This window comes from Bacillus sp. DE0042 (assembly GCF_007680225.1).
Classification (GTDB): Bacteria; Bacillota; Bacilli; order Bacillales; family Bacillaceae_G; genus Bacillus_A; species Bacillus_A wiedmannii.
The window spans coordinates 17958-36645 of the sequence record NZ_VEJP01000004.1 but is presented as its reverse complement, the minus strand read 5'-3'; the positions used below and the strand labels follow the sequence as shown (position 1 = coordinate 36645).

Annotated in this window: 15 protein-coding genes; 12 read left to right on the top strand and 3 right to left on the bottom strand. The window is 34.7% G+C overall.

Features of this window, described 5'->3' with window-relative positions:
* Positions 1–47: 47 nt before the first annotated feature.
* The gene (tnpB, locus tag FS802_RS16595) at positions 48–1169 is read right to left on the bottom strand and encodes an IS200/IS605 family element RNA-guided endonuclease TnpB (RefSeq protein WP_144525188.1); all 1122 of its coding nucleotides are present in this window, start codon (positions 1167–1169) and stop codon (positions 48–50) included.
* 229 nt (positions 1170–1398) lie between these two features.
* On the opposite strand from tnpB, the gene FS802_RS16590 reads away from it, so the two are divergent.
* The 5 genes from FS802_RS16590 to FS802_RS16565 all read left to right on the top strand — a co-directional run bounded on the left by FS802_RS16590 (position 1399) and on the right by FS802_RS16565 (position 6592).
* Positions 1399–1941, top strand: coding sequence for a condensation domain-containing protein (locus FS802_RS16590; protein WP_241949967.1), 543 nt, complete (start codon positions 1399–1401; stop codon positions 1939–1941).
* Positions 1942–1965: 24 nt separating this feature from the next.
* The gene (locus tag FS802_RS16585; RefSeq protein WP_016136252.1) at positions 1966–3507 is read left to right on the top strand and encodes a serine hydrolase domain-containing protein; all 1542 of its coding nucleotides are present in this window, start codon (positions 1966–1968) and stop codon (positions 3505–3507) included.
* A 258-nt stretch (positions 3508–3765) separates the two neighbouring features.
* Entirely contained in the window at positions 3766–4062 is a 297-nt protein-coding gene (locus FS802_RS16580) for a hypothetical protein (RefSeq protein ID WP_048562796.1), read from the top strand.
* Positions 4063–4367: 305 nt separating this feature from the next.
* Positions 4368–4997: a Type 1 glutamine amidotransferase-like domain-containing protein gene (locus FS802_RS16575; RefSeq protein ID WP_016136254.1), complete on the top strand. Its 630-nt coding sequence runs from the start codon at positions 4368–4370 to the stop codon at positions 4995–4997.
* Between the two features lie 593 nt (positions 4998–5590).
* Positions 5591–6592, top strand: a complete 1002-nt coding sequence (locus FS802_RS16565) for a LacI family DNA-binding transcriptional regulator (protein WP_016136255.1) — start codon at positions 5591–5593, stop codon at positions 6590–6592.
* 86 nt (positions 6593–6678) lie between these two features.
* Here FS802_RS16565 and FS802_RS16560 read toward each other — a convergent pair whose 3' ends face one another.
* Positions 6679–7959, bottom strand: a complete 1281-nt coding sequence (locus FS802_RS16560; RefSeq protein WP_016136256.1) for an MFS transporter — start codon at positions 7957–7959, stop codon at positions 6679–6681.
* A gap of 492 nt (positions 7960–8451) precedes the next feature.
* On the opposite strand from FS802_RS16560, the gene iolG reads away from it, so the two are divergent.
* The 7 genes from iolG to FS802_RS16520 all read left to right on the top strand — a co-directional run bounded on the left by iolG (position 8452) and on the right by FS802_RS16520 (position 17101).
* Positions 8452–9477 (top strand): inositol 2-dehydrogenase, encoded by a 1026-nt coding sequence (iolG, locus tag FS802_RS16550; protein ID WP_016136257.1) that lies wholly within the window; start codon positions 8452–8454, stop codon positions 9475–9477.
* A 104-nt stretch (positions 9478–9581) separates the two neighbouring features.
* Entirely contained in the window at positions 9582–10580 is a 999-nt protein-coding gene (iolC, locus tag FS802_RS16545) for a 5-dehydro-2-deoxygluconokinase (RefSeq protein ID WP_016136258.1), read from the top strand.
* A 78-nt stretch (positions 10581–10658) separates the two neighbouring features.
* Positions 10659–12122: a CoA-acylating methylmalonate-semialdehyde dehydrogenase gene (locus tag FS802_RS16540; RefSeq protein ID WP_144525186.1), complete on the top strand. Its 1464-nt coding sequence runs from the start codon at positions 10659–10661 to the stop codon at positions 12120–12122.
* A gap of 154 nt (positions 12123–12276) precedes the next feature.
* Positions 12277–14211, top strand: coding sequence for a 3D-(3,5/4)-trihydroxycyclohexane-1,2-dione acylhydrolase (decyclizing) (gene iolD, locus FS802_RS16535; RefSeq protein WP_098655094.1), 1935 nt, complete (start codon positions 12277–12279; stop codon positions 14209–14211).
* Between the two features lie 122 nt (positions 14212–14333).
* Positions 14334–15230: a myo-inosose-2 dehydratase gene (gene iolE / locus FS802_RS16530; protein ID WP_098655095.1), complete on the top strand. Its 897-nt coding sequence runs from the start codon at positions 14334–14336 to the stop codon at positions 15228–15230.
* Between the two features lie 128 nt (positions 15231–15358).
* On the top strand, positions 15359–16204 hold the full coding sequence (locus FS802_RS16525) for a class II fructose-bisphosphate aldolase (RefSeq protein WP_098720608.1): 846 nt from the start codon (positions 15359–15361) through the stop codon (positions 16202–16204).
* 105 nt (positions 16205–16309) lie between these two features.
* Entirely contained in the window at positions 16310–17101 is a 792-nt protein-coding gene (locus tag FS802_RS16520) for a 5-deoxy-glucuronate isomerase (RefSeq protein WP_098655097.1), read from the top strand.
* 426 nt (positions 17102–17527) lie between these two features.
* On the opposite strand, the gene FS802_RS16515 is transcribed toward FS802_RS16520, so the two are convergent.
* The gene (locus FS802_RS16515; RefSeq protein WP_144525184.1) at positions 17528–18241 is read right to left on the bottom strand and encodes a 4'-phosphopantetheinyl transferase family protein; all 714 of its coding nucleotides are present in this window, start codon (positions 18239–18241) and stop codon (positions 17528–17530) included.
* Between the last annotated feature and the right edge of the window lie 447 nt (positions 18242–18688).

The window sequence follows — 18688 nt, the reverse complement described above, 5'->3', positions numbered from 1 at the left end:
AGAAGTGGAGGATTCCTAAGTAAAGAGTTCTATCGAACTCTAATTGATTAGGCTAACCCCGCAGTCCTTGCGGTTAGAAGCCTTATTGCTTCATTCTTTATATTGATACTTGCGTTAATATCCCTATCATGGTGTGTACGACAAGAAGGACAGTCCCATTTACGTAGGTTTAGATTTTTAACGTCTTTGTTTTGATATCCGCAACAAGAACATAATTGGCTGGAAGCAAATGTTTTCGATACGACAATGACTTGTTTGCCATACCATTTTGCTTTATATTCCAACATGGTTCGAAACTGTGACCATGATACTTCACTAATTGCTTTTGCTAACTTACGATTTTTTAACATATTTGATACTTGCAAATCCTCTATACCGATAACATCGTGGTTTTTGATGATTTCAGTTGAGATTTTGTCTAAGTAATCTTTTCTAGCATTTGATATGTATTCATGAATTCTAGCTACTTTTACTCGTTGTTTATTCCAACGAGAAGATCCTTTCATTCTTCTAGAAAGGACACGCTGTGCTTTCGCCAACTTATCTTCTAATGATCGGAAAAACTTCGGATTTTCATAGGGTGTTCCATCTGACAAAATGGCGAAATCTTTTAGTCCTACATCTACTCCAATGTAAGAATGTGTTTTCGGAAGTTCTTGTACTTCTGTTTCAACTAATAATGACACAAAATATCTACCAGAAGGGTTCCGTCTAACTGTAGCATTTACAATACGTCCCGTTATTTCACGACTTTTGGCAAATCGAACAAGACCTAGTTTTGGCAATTTTATTTTGCTTCCTATAACGGCAATGTTTTCATTTGTTTGTTTTGTGATATAAGATTGTACGTTATTCTTCTTGGATTTGAAACGCGGGGCACTATTTTGTTTTTTAAAAAATCGTGTATACGCATCCGCAAGGTTGCGAACAGACGACTGAATCGCAATACTATCCACTTCTTTGAGCCAAATAAACTCTTTCTTCATGGCAGGGAGTTTGGCAGAGCATGTACCATATGTTAAACCTTTTCCAGTTTCTTTATATGCGTGATTCCATAGGGATAGGAAATGATTGAATACAAAGCGAGAACAACCTATCGTTTTATTAATTAGAATTGCTTGTGCTTGATTTGGATAGATACGAAACTTAAAGGCTTTATTAATTATCATTTGATTCACCTCCATTTCGGTATATGACTATTATATACCGAACGTACATTCGGTGGATAGTGAAGTAACACTTTCTGCATGTCGAACAATTAAGATGACTTCCTGCCATCCCTTGTTCGAAGCCAATGCATCTCCCACCTACACACTTCGCGTTCCTTGAGGAAGGAGTCTTCTTGGCTAAAATGATAAAACTGAAGTAATAGTTGAACTTGAAAGACACTGAAGAGAGTTGATAAATGGTCAAATTGACATATCTAGAACTGTTGGATGGTTTACAAGTATGTACCCTGCATATTTTAAGGTGGATCATGAGGAGATAGAGGATAAAATTAAATCATTAAAGGAACAACTTAGAAACATACCTAATAAAGGATTTAATTATAGCATTCTTAAGTTTTTAAATAGGGAATTTAAAGAACAAGAAGTCAAGTATATAAGATTCAATTATCTTGGAAGTTTTGATAATATAATTGATAAGAACCAATTAAATCTAAACAACATTGAATTTGCGTTAGATAGTGACAAGAATAATTCATTGACAGCACTAATGGATTTAGAGGCTATGGTGGTAAATGGTGCACTAAAGATAAATATTATCTACAGTAAAAATAGATTTAAAGATGAAACAATCCAAAGGTTTATTGAAAGTTATGTGAATACTTTGAAGGTAATTTTAGATAAGTGCATAGAAAAGGATTTCAAGGAATTCACCCCATCGGATTTTGATGCTGTAGAAATTTCACAAGAAGATTTAGATGCATTGTTTAATTAGAAGTTACGCAAGGGGTATATTATTATGAAAAATTTAAGAGAATTGTTAGTTATACTTAGTGTTTTTCTCAGTATAGTTGTATTACCACTTAAGGGATATGCATTAGACAATGAGGTTGAACAGATAAATTTATTAACAAATGATACAAAACTAAAAATAGAAAAGTTTATAGAAGAAAATATGGATAAAGGTAAGGTTCCAGGACTAGCAGTTACCTTAGTTAAAGGCGATAAGACTGTGTATCAAAAAGGATTCGGATATTCAGATATAGATGCTAAAAAGCCAGTTACTTCTAAATCCTTGTTTGAAATAGGATCTAATAGTAAAGCAGTTACTGCTTTAGGAATTTTTAATTTAGAAAAAAGTGGACAAATTAAACTTGAAGATGAAGTAACTAAATATATACCATGGTTAAAAGTTAAATATAAAGGTAAGGAAGCTTCAATAACTATAGAACAATTATTACATCAAACAAGTGGTATACCTTTTAAAACGATAGATAAGATACCAGTTTCTAATGAAGATAATGCACTTGAAGAAACAGTTAAAACCTTAATTAATATAGAATTAGATAGTGAACCAGGTAGGGATTTCCAGTATGCAACTATAAATTATGATGTTTTAGGGTTGGTTATTGAAAAAGTGACAGGGAAATCTTATGAAGGCTATATTGAAGAAAATGTCTTAAAGCCATTGGGTTTACATAATACTTATCTTTATAAAAATGAGATTGTTAATGAATATATCGCTAAAGGGTATAAACTCGAATTCTTAAAAAATGATGTATATGATGCACCTGTGTATAGAGGGAATAAGCCGGCTGGGTATATTATCTCCAGTGCTGAAGATATGGCTAAGTGGCTTAAGATTCAGCTGGGCACTTTAAATGATTTGAAATTTGATAAAGACATAGTTGGAAAATCTCAAGAGGCCAATCGTACAGTTAGACCATTAAGTGATGGATCATTCTATGCTAGTGGTTGGTTCATTTATCCAAAGAGTGAAAATCAAATTTCACATGCCGGGAATAATCCTAACTATTCTTCATTTATAGTATTTAATCCTAAGGATAAAGTCGGGGTTGCAGTACTAAGTAATACGAACTCACAATATGTAGAACTTATAGGTCAAGGTATTAATAAGATTTTAGAAGAGGGCACTTACAATAAAAATATAATAGATTTAAATAAAGGCGCAGATACAATAGCTAGTGTAATTATATGTATTTCAATTTTAATAGTTTTAAGCATATTATTTTTCACATTAAAAGCAATATTAAATAAACAAAGGCATTTAAATACATATGGAAAAAAGAGTTTATTAAAGCTTGTTTTTTCTTTTCTGTTCATGCTGGGAATAAGTTACTGTATATATTTAATTCCATATATCCTTTATAGAGGAGTATCCTGGGAATTTGTTTTTGTATGGCTTCCTAATAGTGTTGAAGTTGCACTTTATTTTGTATTTACCAGTGTATGGTTAGTGTATATATACTTAGTATTTATAAGCTTTTTCAAAAAAGAAAACGATAAGGGAATATTTTTGTTATCTATAAAGCGTTATTAGTGGTTTTGATAATGCGCTTATAATTTTCACTATTAATATGACTGTAACAAGTAATAATGCGTTAAAGATTAAGCTGTTAATGTATTTCGTTTTAGGACTTATTCTTTATGTCTATGGGCAAAAGGTTATGAGGGGGAAATTAATAGATTTAACCAATGAAATAGTATATTCAAAAAGAATGGAAATTGTAAAAAAATCACTGGAATCTTCTTATAGCAAGTTTGAAGAAATTGAAAAGGGAAGAATTCAGTCCATTATATGAAAGATTATAAAGAACTAGAAGAAATAAGAAAATTAATTGATGTTGGAGGGCCTACTATGTGTCATAGTGCCAGAAAAGTATTTTTAAGTACGGCTTTAATAACATCGCCATCTGACTATAAAGAAGTAATTAATGAGCTTATCGATTATGGAGGTAGAGTATCTCTTAAATTAAGAATAGAACTTGCTAAAAAAGTTTCATCAGTTATTACCTCATATATGATTTCCGTAGATGAAACTATGAATAATATTGAACTTGAAGACCTGTTTAAAGCCTATGAGATAATGGAGTGATTAGGGAATTTTAAAAAATGAATGTGTGATTAAACATTCAGGACTGACACATAAAAAATAAATCAAATCCGTTAAATAGTCTATCTCTTTAGTTAATAGACTATTTAAAATTCATTTTAAAAGAATATGATAAAAAAAGAATTATCGAGTCCAGATATGGAATACCGCTTTTAGGAAATGTACCTTAAGAGATACTAAAAAAGTTATATATTAAATTGGTATTATTTTTTTGTGAGAAAGGTCAAAAATAAATTTCAAAAATTCAAAATTGATAAGTTATTGATTAGAAAATAGGGGGGAGTTTAATGAGAAAAATAGTATTATACAGTGATCAAGTACAAGAAGATAGAAAATTGGATTATGAACTTTTAAGGTTGTTAAATAAAGAAAATCCTTCAATAGCATATCTTCGAGCATCTTCAGATGTAACAGGAAAATATTTTAATTATGTAGTTAAATACTATAGATATTTAGGAATTAATAATGTGAAATATTTTGATTTAGACAAAGAATACGATGAAAGAAAGGTTAATGACATATTTAATTATGATGGAATACATCTTTCTGGTGGAAATACATTCTGCTTTTTATATTCCTTAAGAAAAAGAAATTTATTGCATTCATTAAAATCATATTTGCAAAATGGTGGGGTTTTGATTGGTGTTAGTGCTGGTAGTATAATAACAACTAAAAGTATTGATACAGCCCAATTTTTAGACGAGGATATTATAGGACTAGAGGATAGAGAGTCCCTAGGTATTGTAGATTTTGATTTTATGCCTCATTGGAGCGAGGAACAAAGTGGGAAATATTTAGATTTATTAAAAGATTATTCTAAGTTGAAAAATAGGGAGATTTATGCTTGTAAAGATGGTGATGGGATAGTTATTGAGGGAGAAGAGATTAAATTGATTGGTGATATTTTGAAAATCTAATTTAGTTTCAATTTATATTAACAAAGAAGAAACTCTTTTCGGTTTCTTCTAAGGGATCATGTATAAAACCATCTCCTTTATGTTTATAAATTGAGGAACAATTATGTTGAAACTATAGAAAAAGGGTCCTGTTAATACAGGACTCTTCTTTATTTTTATTAATGTAATTATTAGAGATATTAGTGAACTACTTGCCACTTAGCAAAGCTTGAATTGGGAGCTTCTCAGCTCCACGATGAAAGAAACCTTTCGACTCCTTGAGCGTTACGTCTAGAGTCCAACGCTTGGACGCTCCCTGTATACGGTTGATATTTTAAGCAGTTACCGAATAGCTTGGTTTTCGCACTCTATTTTCTTCCTGCAACCTCCTATATCAAGCTATCAAAGAACTTCAGATAGCTAGTTTATCAAAAGTTTTTTGCTATGCCAAACCGAAATTCATCTCCCACCTACCGTTTGGCTATCGCCCTTCACACGCTTGAGGAAGGAGAATTCTTCCGGTAAATTCATTAAAAAATTCCTCCTGTGTACCAAGAAGCAAAATATATTTATGATAAAATATAGAAAAAGATGATTAAGAAGGGATAATTAAAGTGAAACCAACAATTTATGATGTTGCGGAAAAAGCAGGTGTATCAATAGCGACTGTATCCAAGGTAATTAATCAAACTGGGCGTATTAGTGAAAAAACAATAAACAAAGTAAATCAGGTAATGGATGAATTAGATTACCAGCCAAGTAGTGTAGCAGCAGCGTTAACAGGTAAAAAAACATATACGATTGGGGTACTTGTCCCAGATATCTCAAATCCTTTTTTTGCAGAAGTAGCAAGAGCTTTTGAAAATAGTGCACGAGAATCAGGGTATACACTCATTTTATGTAGTACAGATCATCAAACAAAACGTGAGCACGAATACATTGATTTACTATTTAAAAAGCAAGTAGACGGCATTATTATTGCGACGGAGCTAAACGATTATAAACTTGTAAAAAAAATCGTGAATCGAGATTTACCACTTGTACTATTCACTGTAGATCATCCTTCCATCACGACTCATGTTGTGACAACTGATGATATGAGGGGAGGCTATCTAGCTGGAAGTTATCTAACGCAGAAAGGCCATACATCTTTAACGATTATGTTGGAGAAGGATAGAAAAAGTAGCGTAGGGAGATTGAATGGTTTCAAACAAGCTCTAACGGATTCGGAGATTTCGTTAGATGATGAGGCTATCATTAGCTGCTATTCGACAGTGGAAGATAGTAAACGTGCAAGTAAGGAATTACTTAATTTGCCTTACAGGCCTACAGCGGTTTTTGCTTGTACAGATTTAATTGCTATATGCCTTATGAATGAAGCAAGAAAACAAGGGCTTTCAATTCCGGAAGATTTATCAATTATCGGATTTGATAATACAATCTATGCTGAGATTGCAGATCCGGGGTTAACAACAATTGAACAGCCAATTAAACAAATGGCAGCCTGTACGTTTGAACAACTGCTAAAAACGATGGAAATGAAGGAGCATGCTAAGCAAAAAATTACAATTATTCCTCAGTTAGTAGAGCGATCCTCAGTAAAGGATATTACATGATAGATTTTTCATAAGCCTATTTGAATGTAACAAAAGAAGGTCATCGTAACTAAGTATAGTTAGGATGACCTTCTTTTATATAGGGTTTATACAGAGAACTGCTCACCGCTTTTCGTATTTAAATCCTGCTCCATCTCATTTTCTTTTGGAATAGTAAGGAAATGGGTTAAAAATGCACCAAAGAAATACAAACCAGCAAAGATCCACATTACGCCACCAACACCTAATGGCCCGATGAAGGCAGTTACTACTAATGGTCCAACAAATGCTGATAATCCTGAACCTAAATTTAAGACAGACATTGCAGCTCCTTTATTTTCAGGAGATAAAGATGGGACTAACGCGGTAAGAGGTACATAGCCGGCAAGTGTTGCTCCATAGCAACAGGCAACAAATAATATCGCCCAATAATTATGTCCTACCATTTGTGGCACATAATAGAGTGCAAGAGTTACAATTCCGCAACCGACTCCTCCGAACCATTTAATTGTATTTACCCAACCAAACTTGTCTCCAACAATACCAAAAATAATATTAAACACCATATTTACAAAGAATAGAGTACCCCAAATTTGAAGCCATTCAGTCATCGTAAAATTATATTTCATCATATAGGTAGGTAGGAAAACAACAAATCCAAACTGAGCGGCCGAGTTTATAATTTTTACAATACCGCCTATACCAACTTTAGGATTTTCAAATGCGATGGTAATGCCTTTTAGTAATTCACTTGATTTGTTAGCGCTTACGTTTTGTGCTTTAAATTTATCCTTATTTACAACAATTGAGAATAATCCACCGACGACAACAAAAATTAAAGCACTCCATAATGTAGCGATTTCTCCGATTTTAGGAACCATATAGCTAGAATAAAAGGCTCCTATAACACTAAGCCCCAGCTGGAATACGAACCAGAACCAGCCAACTGCTCTTGAAAGCATTTGTTGAGGAGTACTGTAAGATACCCAAACTAGAAAAGAATAAGCAAATAAAGGATAACCGAACCCTCGTAGGGCATAGCAAATTAATATTACGGGATAATTCATATGTTGAATTCCTATACCTATGAACCCGATTGAACCTAAAATGAATGATACTAAACCAAACGTCATGACTTTTCTTGGTCCCCACATTTGTACAAATACCCCCGAAAACCAAGAAGAAGCAGATACAGTAATTCCGTAAATAGTAAACAAGAAAGCAGCGTGTTCTAGCGTTAGTCCTTTTTCAACGAGATAAGGGGATAACCATCCCTGTTCTAACCCGTCCCCAATCATAAAAACAATAATTCCTATGTATCCCCAAGTTAAATTAGAAGGGATCCCAATCCTGTCCATAAATGTTTTGTTTGAACTAATAGCGTTCATTCTCCCACCACCGATAAGTTATTTTTGGTTAAGCGCTTAATTCTTTTTGATAAAAAAAGTATACGCTTACATTATGAGGTCGTCAATTAAATTTTTTGACAATTTACAACTTTCTTTTATAGAGGCATTCTATTTACTTATTGGACAATAAAATAATAGTGAGTATGAAAAGAAAGAAATACCTTATAGATGGGGGTTACTATTTAAAAGGCTTGGTTTTCTTTGTTATATCAGTATTTTAAAAGAATATATTTATAGCTTTTTAGATGATTTATTTCTAATTATTATTTTTTATTTTTATGTAATACGTTTATTGAGGGAACTTAAAATTCGGATGAAAAGGGGAGTGTTCAAAAAAATAAAAATGTTTTCAATTTAGAATCAAGTGTGTATAATGAAGAAAAATAGGGAAAGCGCTTAACTGATTTGATACGCTAAACCCTATAGACTTTCATTTCGTTTCTTAAATTTTAATATAGAGGGAGAAATCATATGAACGTTTTAAAAATTGGGATTATTGGTGCTGGACGAATTGGGAAACTACATGTTGATAATTTGCAGCTTATGCCACAAGTAAAAATTAAAGCGGTTTCAGATGTAGTAATTGGTCATCTAGAAAAGTGGGCTCAAGATAAAGGAATTTCCACTCTGACTACAAACTATCAGGATTTATTAGCAGATCCAGAAATTGATGCTGTCTTTATTTGCTCACCAACAAATACACATGCGCAAATTATTAAAGAAGCGGCTCTTGCGAAAAAACATATTTTCTGCGAAAAGCCAGTTAGTTTCTCAGTAGAAGAAACATTAGATGCATTGGAAGTAGTAAAAGAACAAGGAGTATCTCTTCAAGTAGGTTTTAACCGCCGTTTCGATCCTAACTTCAGAAAAGTCTATAATCTTATTCAACAAGGAGAAGTGGGACACCCACATATTTTAAAAATTACGTCTAGAGATCCACAACCGCCAAGTATAGAATATGTTCGTTCTTCAGGTGGATTGTTTATGGATATGATGATTCATGATTTTGATATGGCTAGGTATGTGATGAATAGTGAAGTTGTTGAAGTATTTGCATATGGCACAACATTAATTGATCCATCCATTCAGGAAGTAAATGATGTTGATACAGCAATTGTCACATTGAAATTTGCGAATGGAGCTTTAGGGGTAATTGATAATAGCCGCCAAGCTGTTTATGGATATGACCAGCGTCTTGAAGTATTTGGTGAAAAAGGAGCAGTCGCTGCTGATAATTGCTGCCCGACAACAGTACAAGTGTCAAAAACAGAAGGTGTTGTAAAAGATAAGCCGCTTTATTTCTTCTTAGAGCGCTATACGCAGGCTTACATTGAAGAAGTAACACAATTTACAAAGTCAATTATAGAAGGACAAGCTGTTATTTGCAGTGGTAATGATGGGTTACAAGCAGAACGAATTGCGAAAGCTGCGAAGGAATCTTTACTAACAGGAAAACCTGTTCAAATTGAGCATAAACAGCCTGCTCTAAATCAATAAAGAGAGCGCTTACTTCTAAAAAGTTAAAGAGTGGTAAATAGTATGGCCATAAAATTTCTGAACCATATCATTTACCTTTACATAAAGCACGGGAGGTAGTAGCAATGAATCCACTTATTTTTAAAGAAGATTGTCCATTAGATCTAATTGCAGTTGGACGTTTATGCGTTGATTTAAATGCCAATGAAACACAACGTCCTATGGAAGAAACAAGAACGTTTACTAAGTATGTGGGGGGATCTCCTGCGAATATCGCAATTGGTGCGGCGCGTCTTGGCTTACAAACAGGATTTATCGGTAAAGTGTCCGATGATCAAATGGGCCGCTTTATTACAGGATACCTAAAGGACAACAATATTAATACAGATCAGATATGTATTGATCGTACAGGTTCAGTGACAGGTCTAGCTTTTACAGAAATTAAAAGCCCTGAAGATTGCAGTATTTTAATGTACCGCGACAATGTCGCCGATTTAAATCTTGATCCAACAGAAGTATCTGAGGACTATATTAAACAATCAAAAGCTCTCTTAATTTCAGGAACAGCTTTAGCGAAAAGTCCTTCTCGCGAGGCGGTATTTTTAGCGCTAGAATATGCGCGTAAGCATGATGTAGTCGTATTCTTTGATGTGGATTACCGCCCTTATACATGGCAGTCAGAAGCTGAAACGGCTGTGTATTACAATCTAGCGGCTGAAAAGTCTGATGTCATTATTGGAACGCGTGAAGAATTCGATATGATGGAAAAACTATTAAACTACGAACAATCTAATGATCAAGTTACGGCTGAAAGATGGTTTTCTCATCATGCGAAAATCGTCGTAATTAAGCACGGCGGGGATGGTTCAATCGCTTATACGAGAGACGGTCAATCTCACCGAGGCGGTATCTTTAAAACAAAGGTATTAAAGACGTTTGGTGCTGGCGATTCGTATGCTTCTGCGTTTATTTACGGCTTAATGCAAGGGCTTGAGATTCCTCAAGCGATGCGATTAGGTGGCGCTTCTGCTTCAATTGTTATTTCTAAACATAGCTGTTCTGATGCAATGCCAACCAGGGCAGAGATTTCTGCATTCATGGAAACGGCTGAGGAATTGGTATAAAAACTTCATAAATCAATAATCAAGTAAGGGCGTATCCTATCGGACGCTTCTACATTACATAAAAGGGAGAGAATGAATATGACAGTACAAACAGCACAAATTGTAAAAAACTACATTGGCGGCGAATGGGTAGAATCCATTTCAACTAAGATGGAAGCTGTATATAATCCTGCAACAGGAGAAGTAATCGCTCAAGTACCACTTTCAACAAAAGTAGATGTTGAACAAGCTGTATTAGCAGCAAATGAAGCGTTCAAATCTTGGTCTAAAACTGCTGTACCAAAACGCGCTCGCATTTTATTTAAATATCAACAATTACTAGTAGATAACTGGGAAGAGTTAGCGAAACTGATTACGATTGAAAACGGAAAAAGCTATAACGAGGCTTACGGTGAAGTTCTTCGTGGTATTGAGTGCGTGGAGTTTGCAGCGGGTGCTCCGACATTAATGATGGGAAAACAGCTTCCTGATATTGCGACAGGTATTGAGTCTGGTATGTATCGTTACCCAATTGGTGTTATAGGCGGCATTACACCTTTTAACTTCCCAATGATGGTTCCATGCTGGATGTTCCCACTTGCAATTGCTTGTGGTAATACATTTGTATTAAAACCTTCAGAGCGTACACCACTTCTAGCAGGAAGATTAGCAGAATTAGCTGAAGAAGCAGGCTTACCAAAAGGTGTATTAAATATCGTAAATGGCGCTCACGATGTAGTAAACGGTCTTCTGGAACATAAATTAGTGAAGGCAATTTCGTTTGTAGGTTCTCAACCTGTCGCAGAATATGTATACAAAAAAGGAACAGAAAACTTAAAACGCGTGCAAGCATTAGCGGGTGCGAAAAACCATTCCATTGTATTACATGATGGGAATCTTGAACTAGCAACAAAGCAAATTATTAGTGCTGCATTCGGTTCAGCTGGTGAGCGTTGTATGGCTGCTTCTGTAGTAACAGTAGAAGAAGATATTGCAGATCAATTAGTTAATAGATTAGTAGAAGAAGCGAACAAAATTGTCATCGGAAATGGTCTTGATGAAGATGTATTTTTAGGTCCAGTTATTCGTGATAACCATAAAGAGCGCACAATTGGTTACATCGATTCAGGTGTAGAACAGGGCGCTACATTAGTTCGTGATGGACGTGAAGATACAGCTGTAAAAGGAGCTGGTTACTTCGTTGGTCCAACAATTTTTGACCATGTTACAAAAGAAATGAAGATCTGGCAAGATGAGATTTTTGCTCCTGTTTTATCTATTGTTCGTGTGAAATCATTGGATGAAGCGATTGAAATTGCGAATGAGTCTCGTTTTGCAAATGGCGCTTGCATTTATACAGATAGTGGGGCAAGTGTACGTCAATTCCGTGAAACAATTGAATCAGGTATGTTAGGTGTGAATGTTGGGGTTCCGGCGCCAATGGCATTCTTCCCGTTCTCTGGCTGGAAAGACTCTTTCTATGGTGATCTTCATGCGAACGGTACGGACGGCGTTGAGTTTTATACAAGAAAGAAAATGCTTACATCACGTTGGGAAAAGTAATCATTAAGAGAGAAGTAGAACCTCTCTAGTTGTTTGTAAGCAAAAGCAAGGGAAGTAGTAAAAGATAAGAAGGAAGTATTAGGAGTCTATCAAATTCCTAATACTCCTTTTTCATATGCAGAATGACTGATAGAGATAGAAAGGAGAAAATCATATGCAAACTGTTAGAATGACGACGGCGCAAGCATTGGTGAAATTTTTGAATCAACAATACGTAGAGTTTGATGGAGAGAGAGAAAAGTTTATTAAGGGAATCTTTACGATTTTTGGTCATGGGAATGTAGTAGGCCTGGGTCAAGCTTTAGAAGAAGACGCAGGGGAATTAGAAGTTTACCAAGGGAGAAATGAACAAGGAATGGCAAATGCTGCGATGGCTTTTGCAAAACAAAAACATAGAAAACAAATTATGGCATGTACTTCTTCTGTTGGTCCTGGATCAGCAAATATGATTACTTCTGCAGCAACTGCTTCTGCAAATAATATTCCCGTTTTATTACTTCCAGGAGATGTATTTGCAACGAGACAGCCTGATCCTGTTCTTCAACAAATTGAACAAACACATGACTTATCTATTTCTACGAATGATGCTTTTCGTGCAGTAAGTAAGTATTGGGACCGGGTAAATCGTCCTGAACAATTGATGACAGCTATGATTCAAGCCATGCGTGTTTTAACGAATCCGGCAGATACAGGAGCTGTAACAATCTGTTTACCACAAGATGTCCAAGGAGAAGCATGGGATTTTCCAAGTTACTTCTTCCAAAAGCGTGTTCACCGTATTGAACGTCGTCTACCTACAAAAGCCAGCTTAGCGGATGCAGTGGAAATGATTAAGAGAAAGAAAAAACCAGTTATGATTTGCGGTGGTGGTGTAAGATACGCAGAAGCGGCAGAAGAGTTAAAACAGTTTGCTGAAACATTCCACATTCCATTTGGAGAAACACAGGCTGGAAAAAGTGCAATTGAAAGTAGTCACCCATATAATCTTGGTGGCATTGGGGTAACTGGAAATATAGCAGCTAATACAATTGCAAAGGAAGCGGATCTTGTTATTGGGATCGGGACGAGATTTACTGATTTTACAACGGCATCTAAACAATTATTTCAAAATGAAGAAGTTGAGTTTTTAAACATCAATATTTCAGAATTCCATGCGAATAAGCTAGATGCATTAAAGGTTATAGCGGATGCGAAAGAAGCGCTACTTGCTCTAATAGATGAACTGCAAGTAATGGATTATCGATCTAGTTACACAGTAGAAATTGAAGATGCAAAAGAGGCTTGGTCTACAGAATTATCACGTCTACATAATATTCGCTTTACAGGTCAAGATTTCACACCAGAAGTAGAAGGCCATTTCGATGGAAAGTTAAATGAGTATGTAGACGCACTTGGTACACAATTAACACAGACTGCAGTCATAGGACAAATCAATACATTACTGGATGAAGATGCAATTATCGTTGGAGCGGCAGGAAGTCTTCCAGGTGATTTACAAAGAATGTGGGCATCAAGAAAACCAAATACATATCACATGGAGTATGGATACTCTTGCATGGGCTATGAGGTTGCGGGCGCACTTGGTGCAAAGCTAGCTGAACCATCGAAGGAAGTATATGCAATGGTAGGGGATGGTAGTTACCAGATGCTTCATTCTGAGCTTGTCACAAGTCTTCAAGAAAACAGAAAAATTAACGTCTTATTGTTTGATAACTCCGGATTTGGTTGCATTAATAACTTACAAATGGGCAATGGAATGGGGAGCTTTGGAACCGAGTTTCGCTACCGAAACCAGGAAACTCGTAAATTAGACGGGGCAATTATGAAAATTGATTTTGCAGCTAGCGCAGCTGGCTATGGTGTGAAAACATATCATGTTACATCACTAGAACAATTACAGGAAGCGCTTATCGATGCGAAAAAACAAACAGTTTCTACATTAATTGATATTAAAGTACTACCAAAAACAATGACAAATGGATACGAGTCATGGTGGCATGTAGGTGTTGCAGAAGTATCTAATAATCAAAATGTACAAGCTGCGTATGAGAGTAAAGTAAGTAACTTGCAACAGGCAAGATCTTATTAGATTAGGACACAAAGAGAGCTTTTTATCTACATGCATATTGATTAGGAAGCTCTCTTTTCAATAACCAGTTAAGAGAATTTGGCGAAATTCTATCACATTTTGTAAAGAGGAGAGACAAGGGGATGTTTAAAGAAAATACAGTTAAGCTTGGAATTGCACCAATTGCTTGGACAAATGATGATATGCCGGAGCTAGGGGCAGAAAATACGTTTGAACAATGTATTAGTGAGATGGCACTAGCTGGATTTAATGGAAGTGAAGTAGGTAATAAATATCCGAGAAATACAGTTGTATTAAAAAAATCTTTGGAATTACGAAACTTGGAGATTGCTAGTGCATGGTTTAGTACGTTTTTAACAACTAAGCCGCTTGAAGAGACGGTAGAAGAATTTATTAAGCATAGGAATTTCTTGCATGACATGGGTGCGAAAGTCATCGTTGTTTCAGAGCAAGGGCATAGTATTCAAGGTTTAATGGATGTACCACTATTTAAAAATAAGCCTGTTTTTACAGAAGAAGAGTGGGATAAGCTTGCGGATGGATTACATCACCTCGGTAAATTAGCTCAGGAAAAGGGGCTACATATTGTATACCATCACCATATGGGTACGGGTGTTCAAACAACGGCAGAAATTGAAAAGTTAATGGACATGACTGATCCAGCGCTTGTATCTCTGCTTTTTGATACAGGTCATCTTGTTTTTTCAGGAGAAGAGCCACTTTATATTTTGAAGAAATATTTACCTCGTATTAAACACGTACATTTAAAAGATATTCGTCAAGAAGTAGTAGATGTTGTAAAGGAAAACGAATTGAGCTTCTTACAGGCAGTGAAGAATGGGGCATTTACAGTTCCCGGGGATGGCGTAATTGGATTTGATGAAGTGTTTACTATCCTTGCAAATTCTGATTATCAAGGGTGGTTTGTGGTAGAAGCAGAGCAAGATCCTGCTTTGGCGAATCCTTTTGAATACGCATTAAAAGCCCGAAAATTTATACAAGAAAAAGCAGGGCTGTAATTTAAGCATTTTAAGATTATCCCTAAGTAAATGGTATAGTAATCAACATGTCTTCTTACAAAAGGGGTAAAAAGACGTGACGATTGGTTTTACATATAATAAATAATATTGAAATAGGGGAGTATGTAATGCCATTAGTTCAAATGAAAGATATTTTAATGAAAGCAAATCAAGAGAATTATGGGGTTGGAGCCTTTAGTATCGCTAATATGGAAATGGTAATGGGAGCTATCAAAGCAGCTGAAGAGTTAAGTTCACCGCTTATTCTACAAATTGCGGAAGTTCGTTTGAATCATTCGCCAATTCATATGATTGGTCCTTTGATGGTAGCTGCAGCGAAAAAAGCAACTGTTCCAGTAGCAGTTCACTTTGATCACGGGATGACGTTTGAAAAGATTAAAGAGACGTTAGAGATTGGTTTTAGCTCGGTTATGTTTGATGGCTCTCACTATCCGTTAGAAGAGAATATCCAAAAGACAAAAGAAATTGTAGAACTTGCGAAACAGTATGGAGCGACGGTAGAGGCTGAGATTGGCAGAGTTGGTGGTAGTGAGGACGGATTAGAAGATATTGAAATGTTGCTGACAAGCACTACAGAAGCAAAGCGATTTGCAGAAGAAACAGACGTAGATGCGTTAGCTGTTGCAATTGGAAATGCGCATGGTATGTACAATGGAGATCCTAATTTACGATTAGACCGCCTACAAGAGATTAATAAAGTAGTCCATATCCCACTCGTTTTACATGGCGGTTCTGGCATTAGTCCAGAGGATTTCAAGCAATGTATTCAACATGGTGTTCGAAAAATTAATGTAGCAACAGCCACATTTCAGAATGTAATTACTGCTGTTAACAATACAGTCCTAAATAATCCGTATTCAGATTACTTTACGTACCACCAGGATGTTATTGAGGCTGCATACGAAAATGTTAAAAGTCATATGCAAATATTCGGAAATGAAAACAGAGCATAATCAGAAAAGCTTTCTTCATTGATAGTTAGAAGAAACTCGGAATGTAGTGAACTGACAAAAGTAGAGAATGATTGAGTAGCTATTTTATAAAAGGAGGAGAAAGCCATGTTAGGAAAATTAGGTGAATTAAATGAAGGATATAATGTATTAACAGAAATGAACGGTCAATGCAGTGATATGTTAATGGATATAGGCATATATAAGATGTCTAATGGGAAAGAAGAGTTGCTATTTGATAATAAAAATGAAACGGCAGTACTTGTACTAGAAGGGAAAATACGTTTAGAGTGGGAAGGAATGGAACAAGTTATTCAAAGACAGTCTGTGTTTGAAGAAAACCCTTGGTGTTTACATGTATCTAAAAATGTGAAGGTTACAATTACTGCTCTTTCAGATAGTGAAGTGCTTGTTCAAAAAACGGATAATGATCAAGAATTTGCTTCTAAGTTATATACGCCAAATGAGTGTCAAAGTGTTGTGGCTGGAGAAGGAGTATGGGAGGGCACTGCACAGCGTGTCATTCGTACGATTTTTGACTATAACAATGCAGTATATTCTAATATGGTAGTAGGAGAAGTTATTTCTTATCCAGGGCGATGGTCCAGTTATCCACCACATCACCATGATCAACCTGAGGTATATTATTATCGCTTTAATAAGCCACAGGGATTTGGATGTGCAATGGTTGGTGAGGATGCATATCGCGTTGTACATAATAGCTTTATTACAATTCCGGGTGAGTTAGACCATCCACAAGCAACCGCGCCTGGATATGCCATGTATTTTTGTTGGATGATTCGACATCTTGAGAATAATCCATGGAATGATCGTATTATGGAGGAAGACCACAAGTGGTTATTAGAACCAAACGCGAAAATTTGGCCGGAAAAAGAATAGACGTAAGTAAACTACTCGCTACTTAGTAAAGCTTGAAGAGGAGCTTGTTAGTTTTACGACGAAAGTAACCTTTCGTATCCCTGAGTGTTATAAGAGTCACTGCACACTTCTATCTTATCTCATTATTGGTAACAAAAAACAATGTTGCCAAACTTTATTTAGAAATACCATGTGATATGGCTTTTTCGTTATTTAAAAAAGGTACATTGGTTTTGGATAAATTTACTTTATTATATATAAATACTTATATAACATGTAGTCCATTTAAAAAGTACATTCTTTTTAAATGGACTACAGAAACTTTAAAAGACTTCATGTTTATTTTGAATACAAAACATATTAAATAATCTAATCGTCAGTAAATAGATTATTTAATATGTTTTATCTATTTTACATGTAATATTTAGTGATTTGTCATTTTATATATTATTTTTCTAGTCGAAGAATTAAGCTTTTCAAATCATCTATGGTGAAAATTTCAATATCTTTAGGGAAATTTGGTGTTGGTGCACAAGCAGAAAGGCTATAGTTGCTGTCTAAAATATATTGCTTGAAAAATACATTTTCAATATTGTCGAAATTCTCGTGAATATTTCTGATTTTAAATTGTTCTGAACAAGTTTTCTCTATAAGGAAAGAATTTAACGGTATAGATAAACCTTTTCCGACAAATTTGATATAACTTTCTTTTAGTGTCCATAAATCAAAGAAGTATGGTATTCTATCTTCTTCTTTACATGATAGCAAATTTTGATGTTCAAAATAAGTGAAATACTTGCTGGAAATATTTATATCTATGTCCTGGATTTTTTCTATATCAATTCCAACTTCTGATGTATGACTAATGACAACAACCCAATCACCAGAATGAGAAATATTAAAAAAAAATGGAGGATTCAGAGCTATATTAGGTTTGTTGTATTTATTATATTGATAGAATATTTTGTTGTTACTAATGTGGTATTTTTGACATACTAATAATCTTATAGCGATATCGCCTATTAATGATCGATAGGAATCTTTGACTGAAGTAAATTGATTGATTTTTTTTTGTTTATCTAGATCCACTAATTTAAAAAGACGTTCCAACAAATATGGATTTATGTGAGAAGGAATATAAAAGGCCTGTATTTTTATCATAATTTCATAAATACCCCCTATTGTAATAAATTCTGATACCCTGCAATTTTTTTAGTTGAGAAATGGAATATTACAACTATAATTTAATTTCCATTTTTAGACCATCCATTACAGTTACTGCATGTTATCTGAACATAACTTCTTTGAAAACAATTTATAAGATATAAAAAAGCTGAAAGACATGAATTTTCGAAAAAATCAATAACTAAATATTGACATTAGAATAAGTGGATAGTAATATTTTACATGTAATTAATTACCAATATATTATAAACTGAAATCGGATAAGGTGTATATCTGTTTTTTAAAATATTTTTATTTTTTAGTTTATTGGTTTAGACATGATTTGATTTCAAATCAATAATTTAAAAATATATAAATAAATGGATTTAATTATGTTGAGATTTTCTTGATTTGCAAACCTGTCTAAAACTTAATGAACTGCAT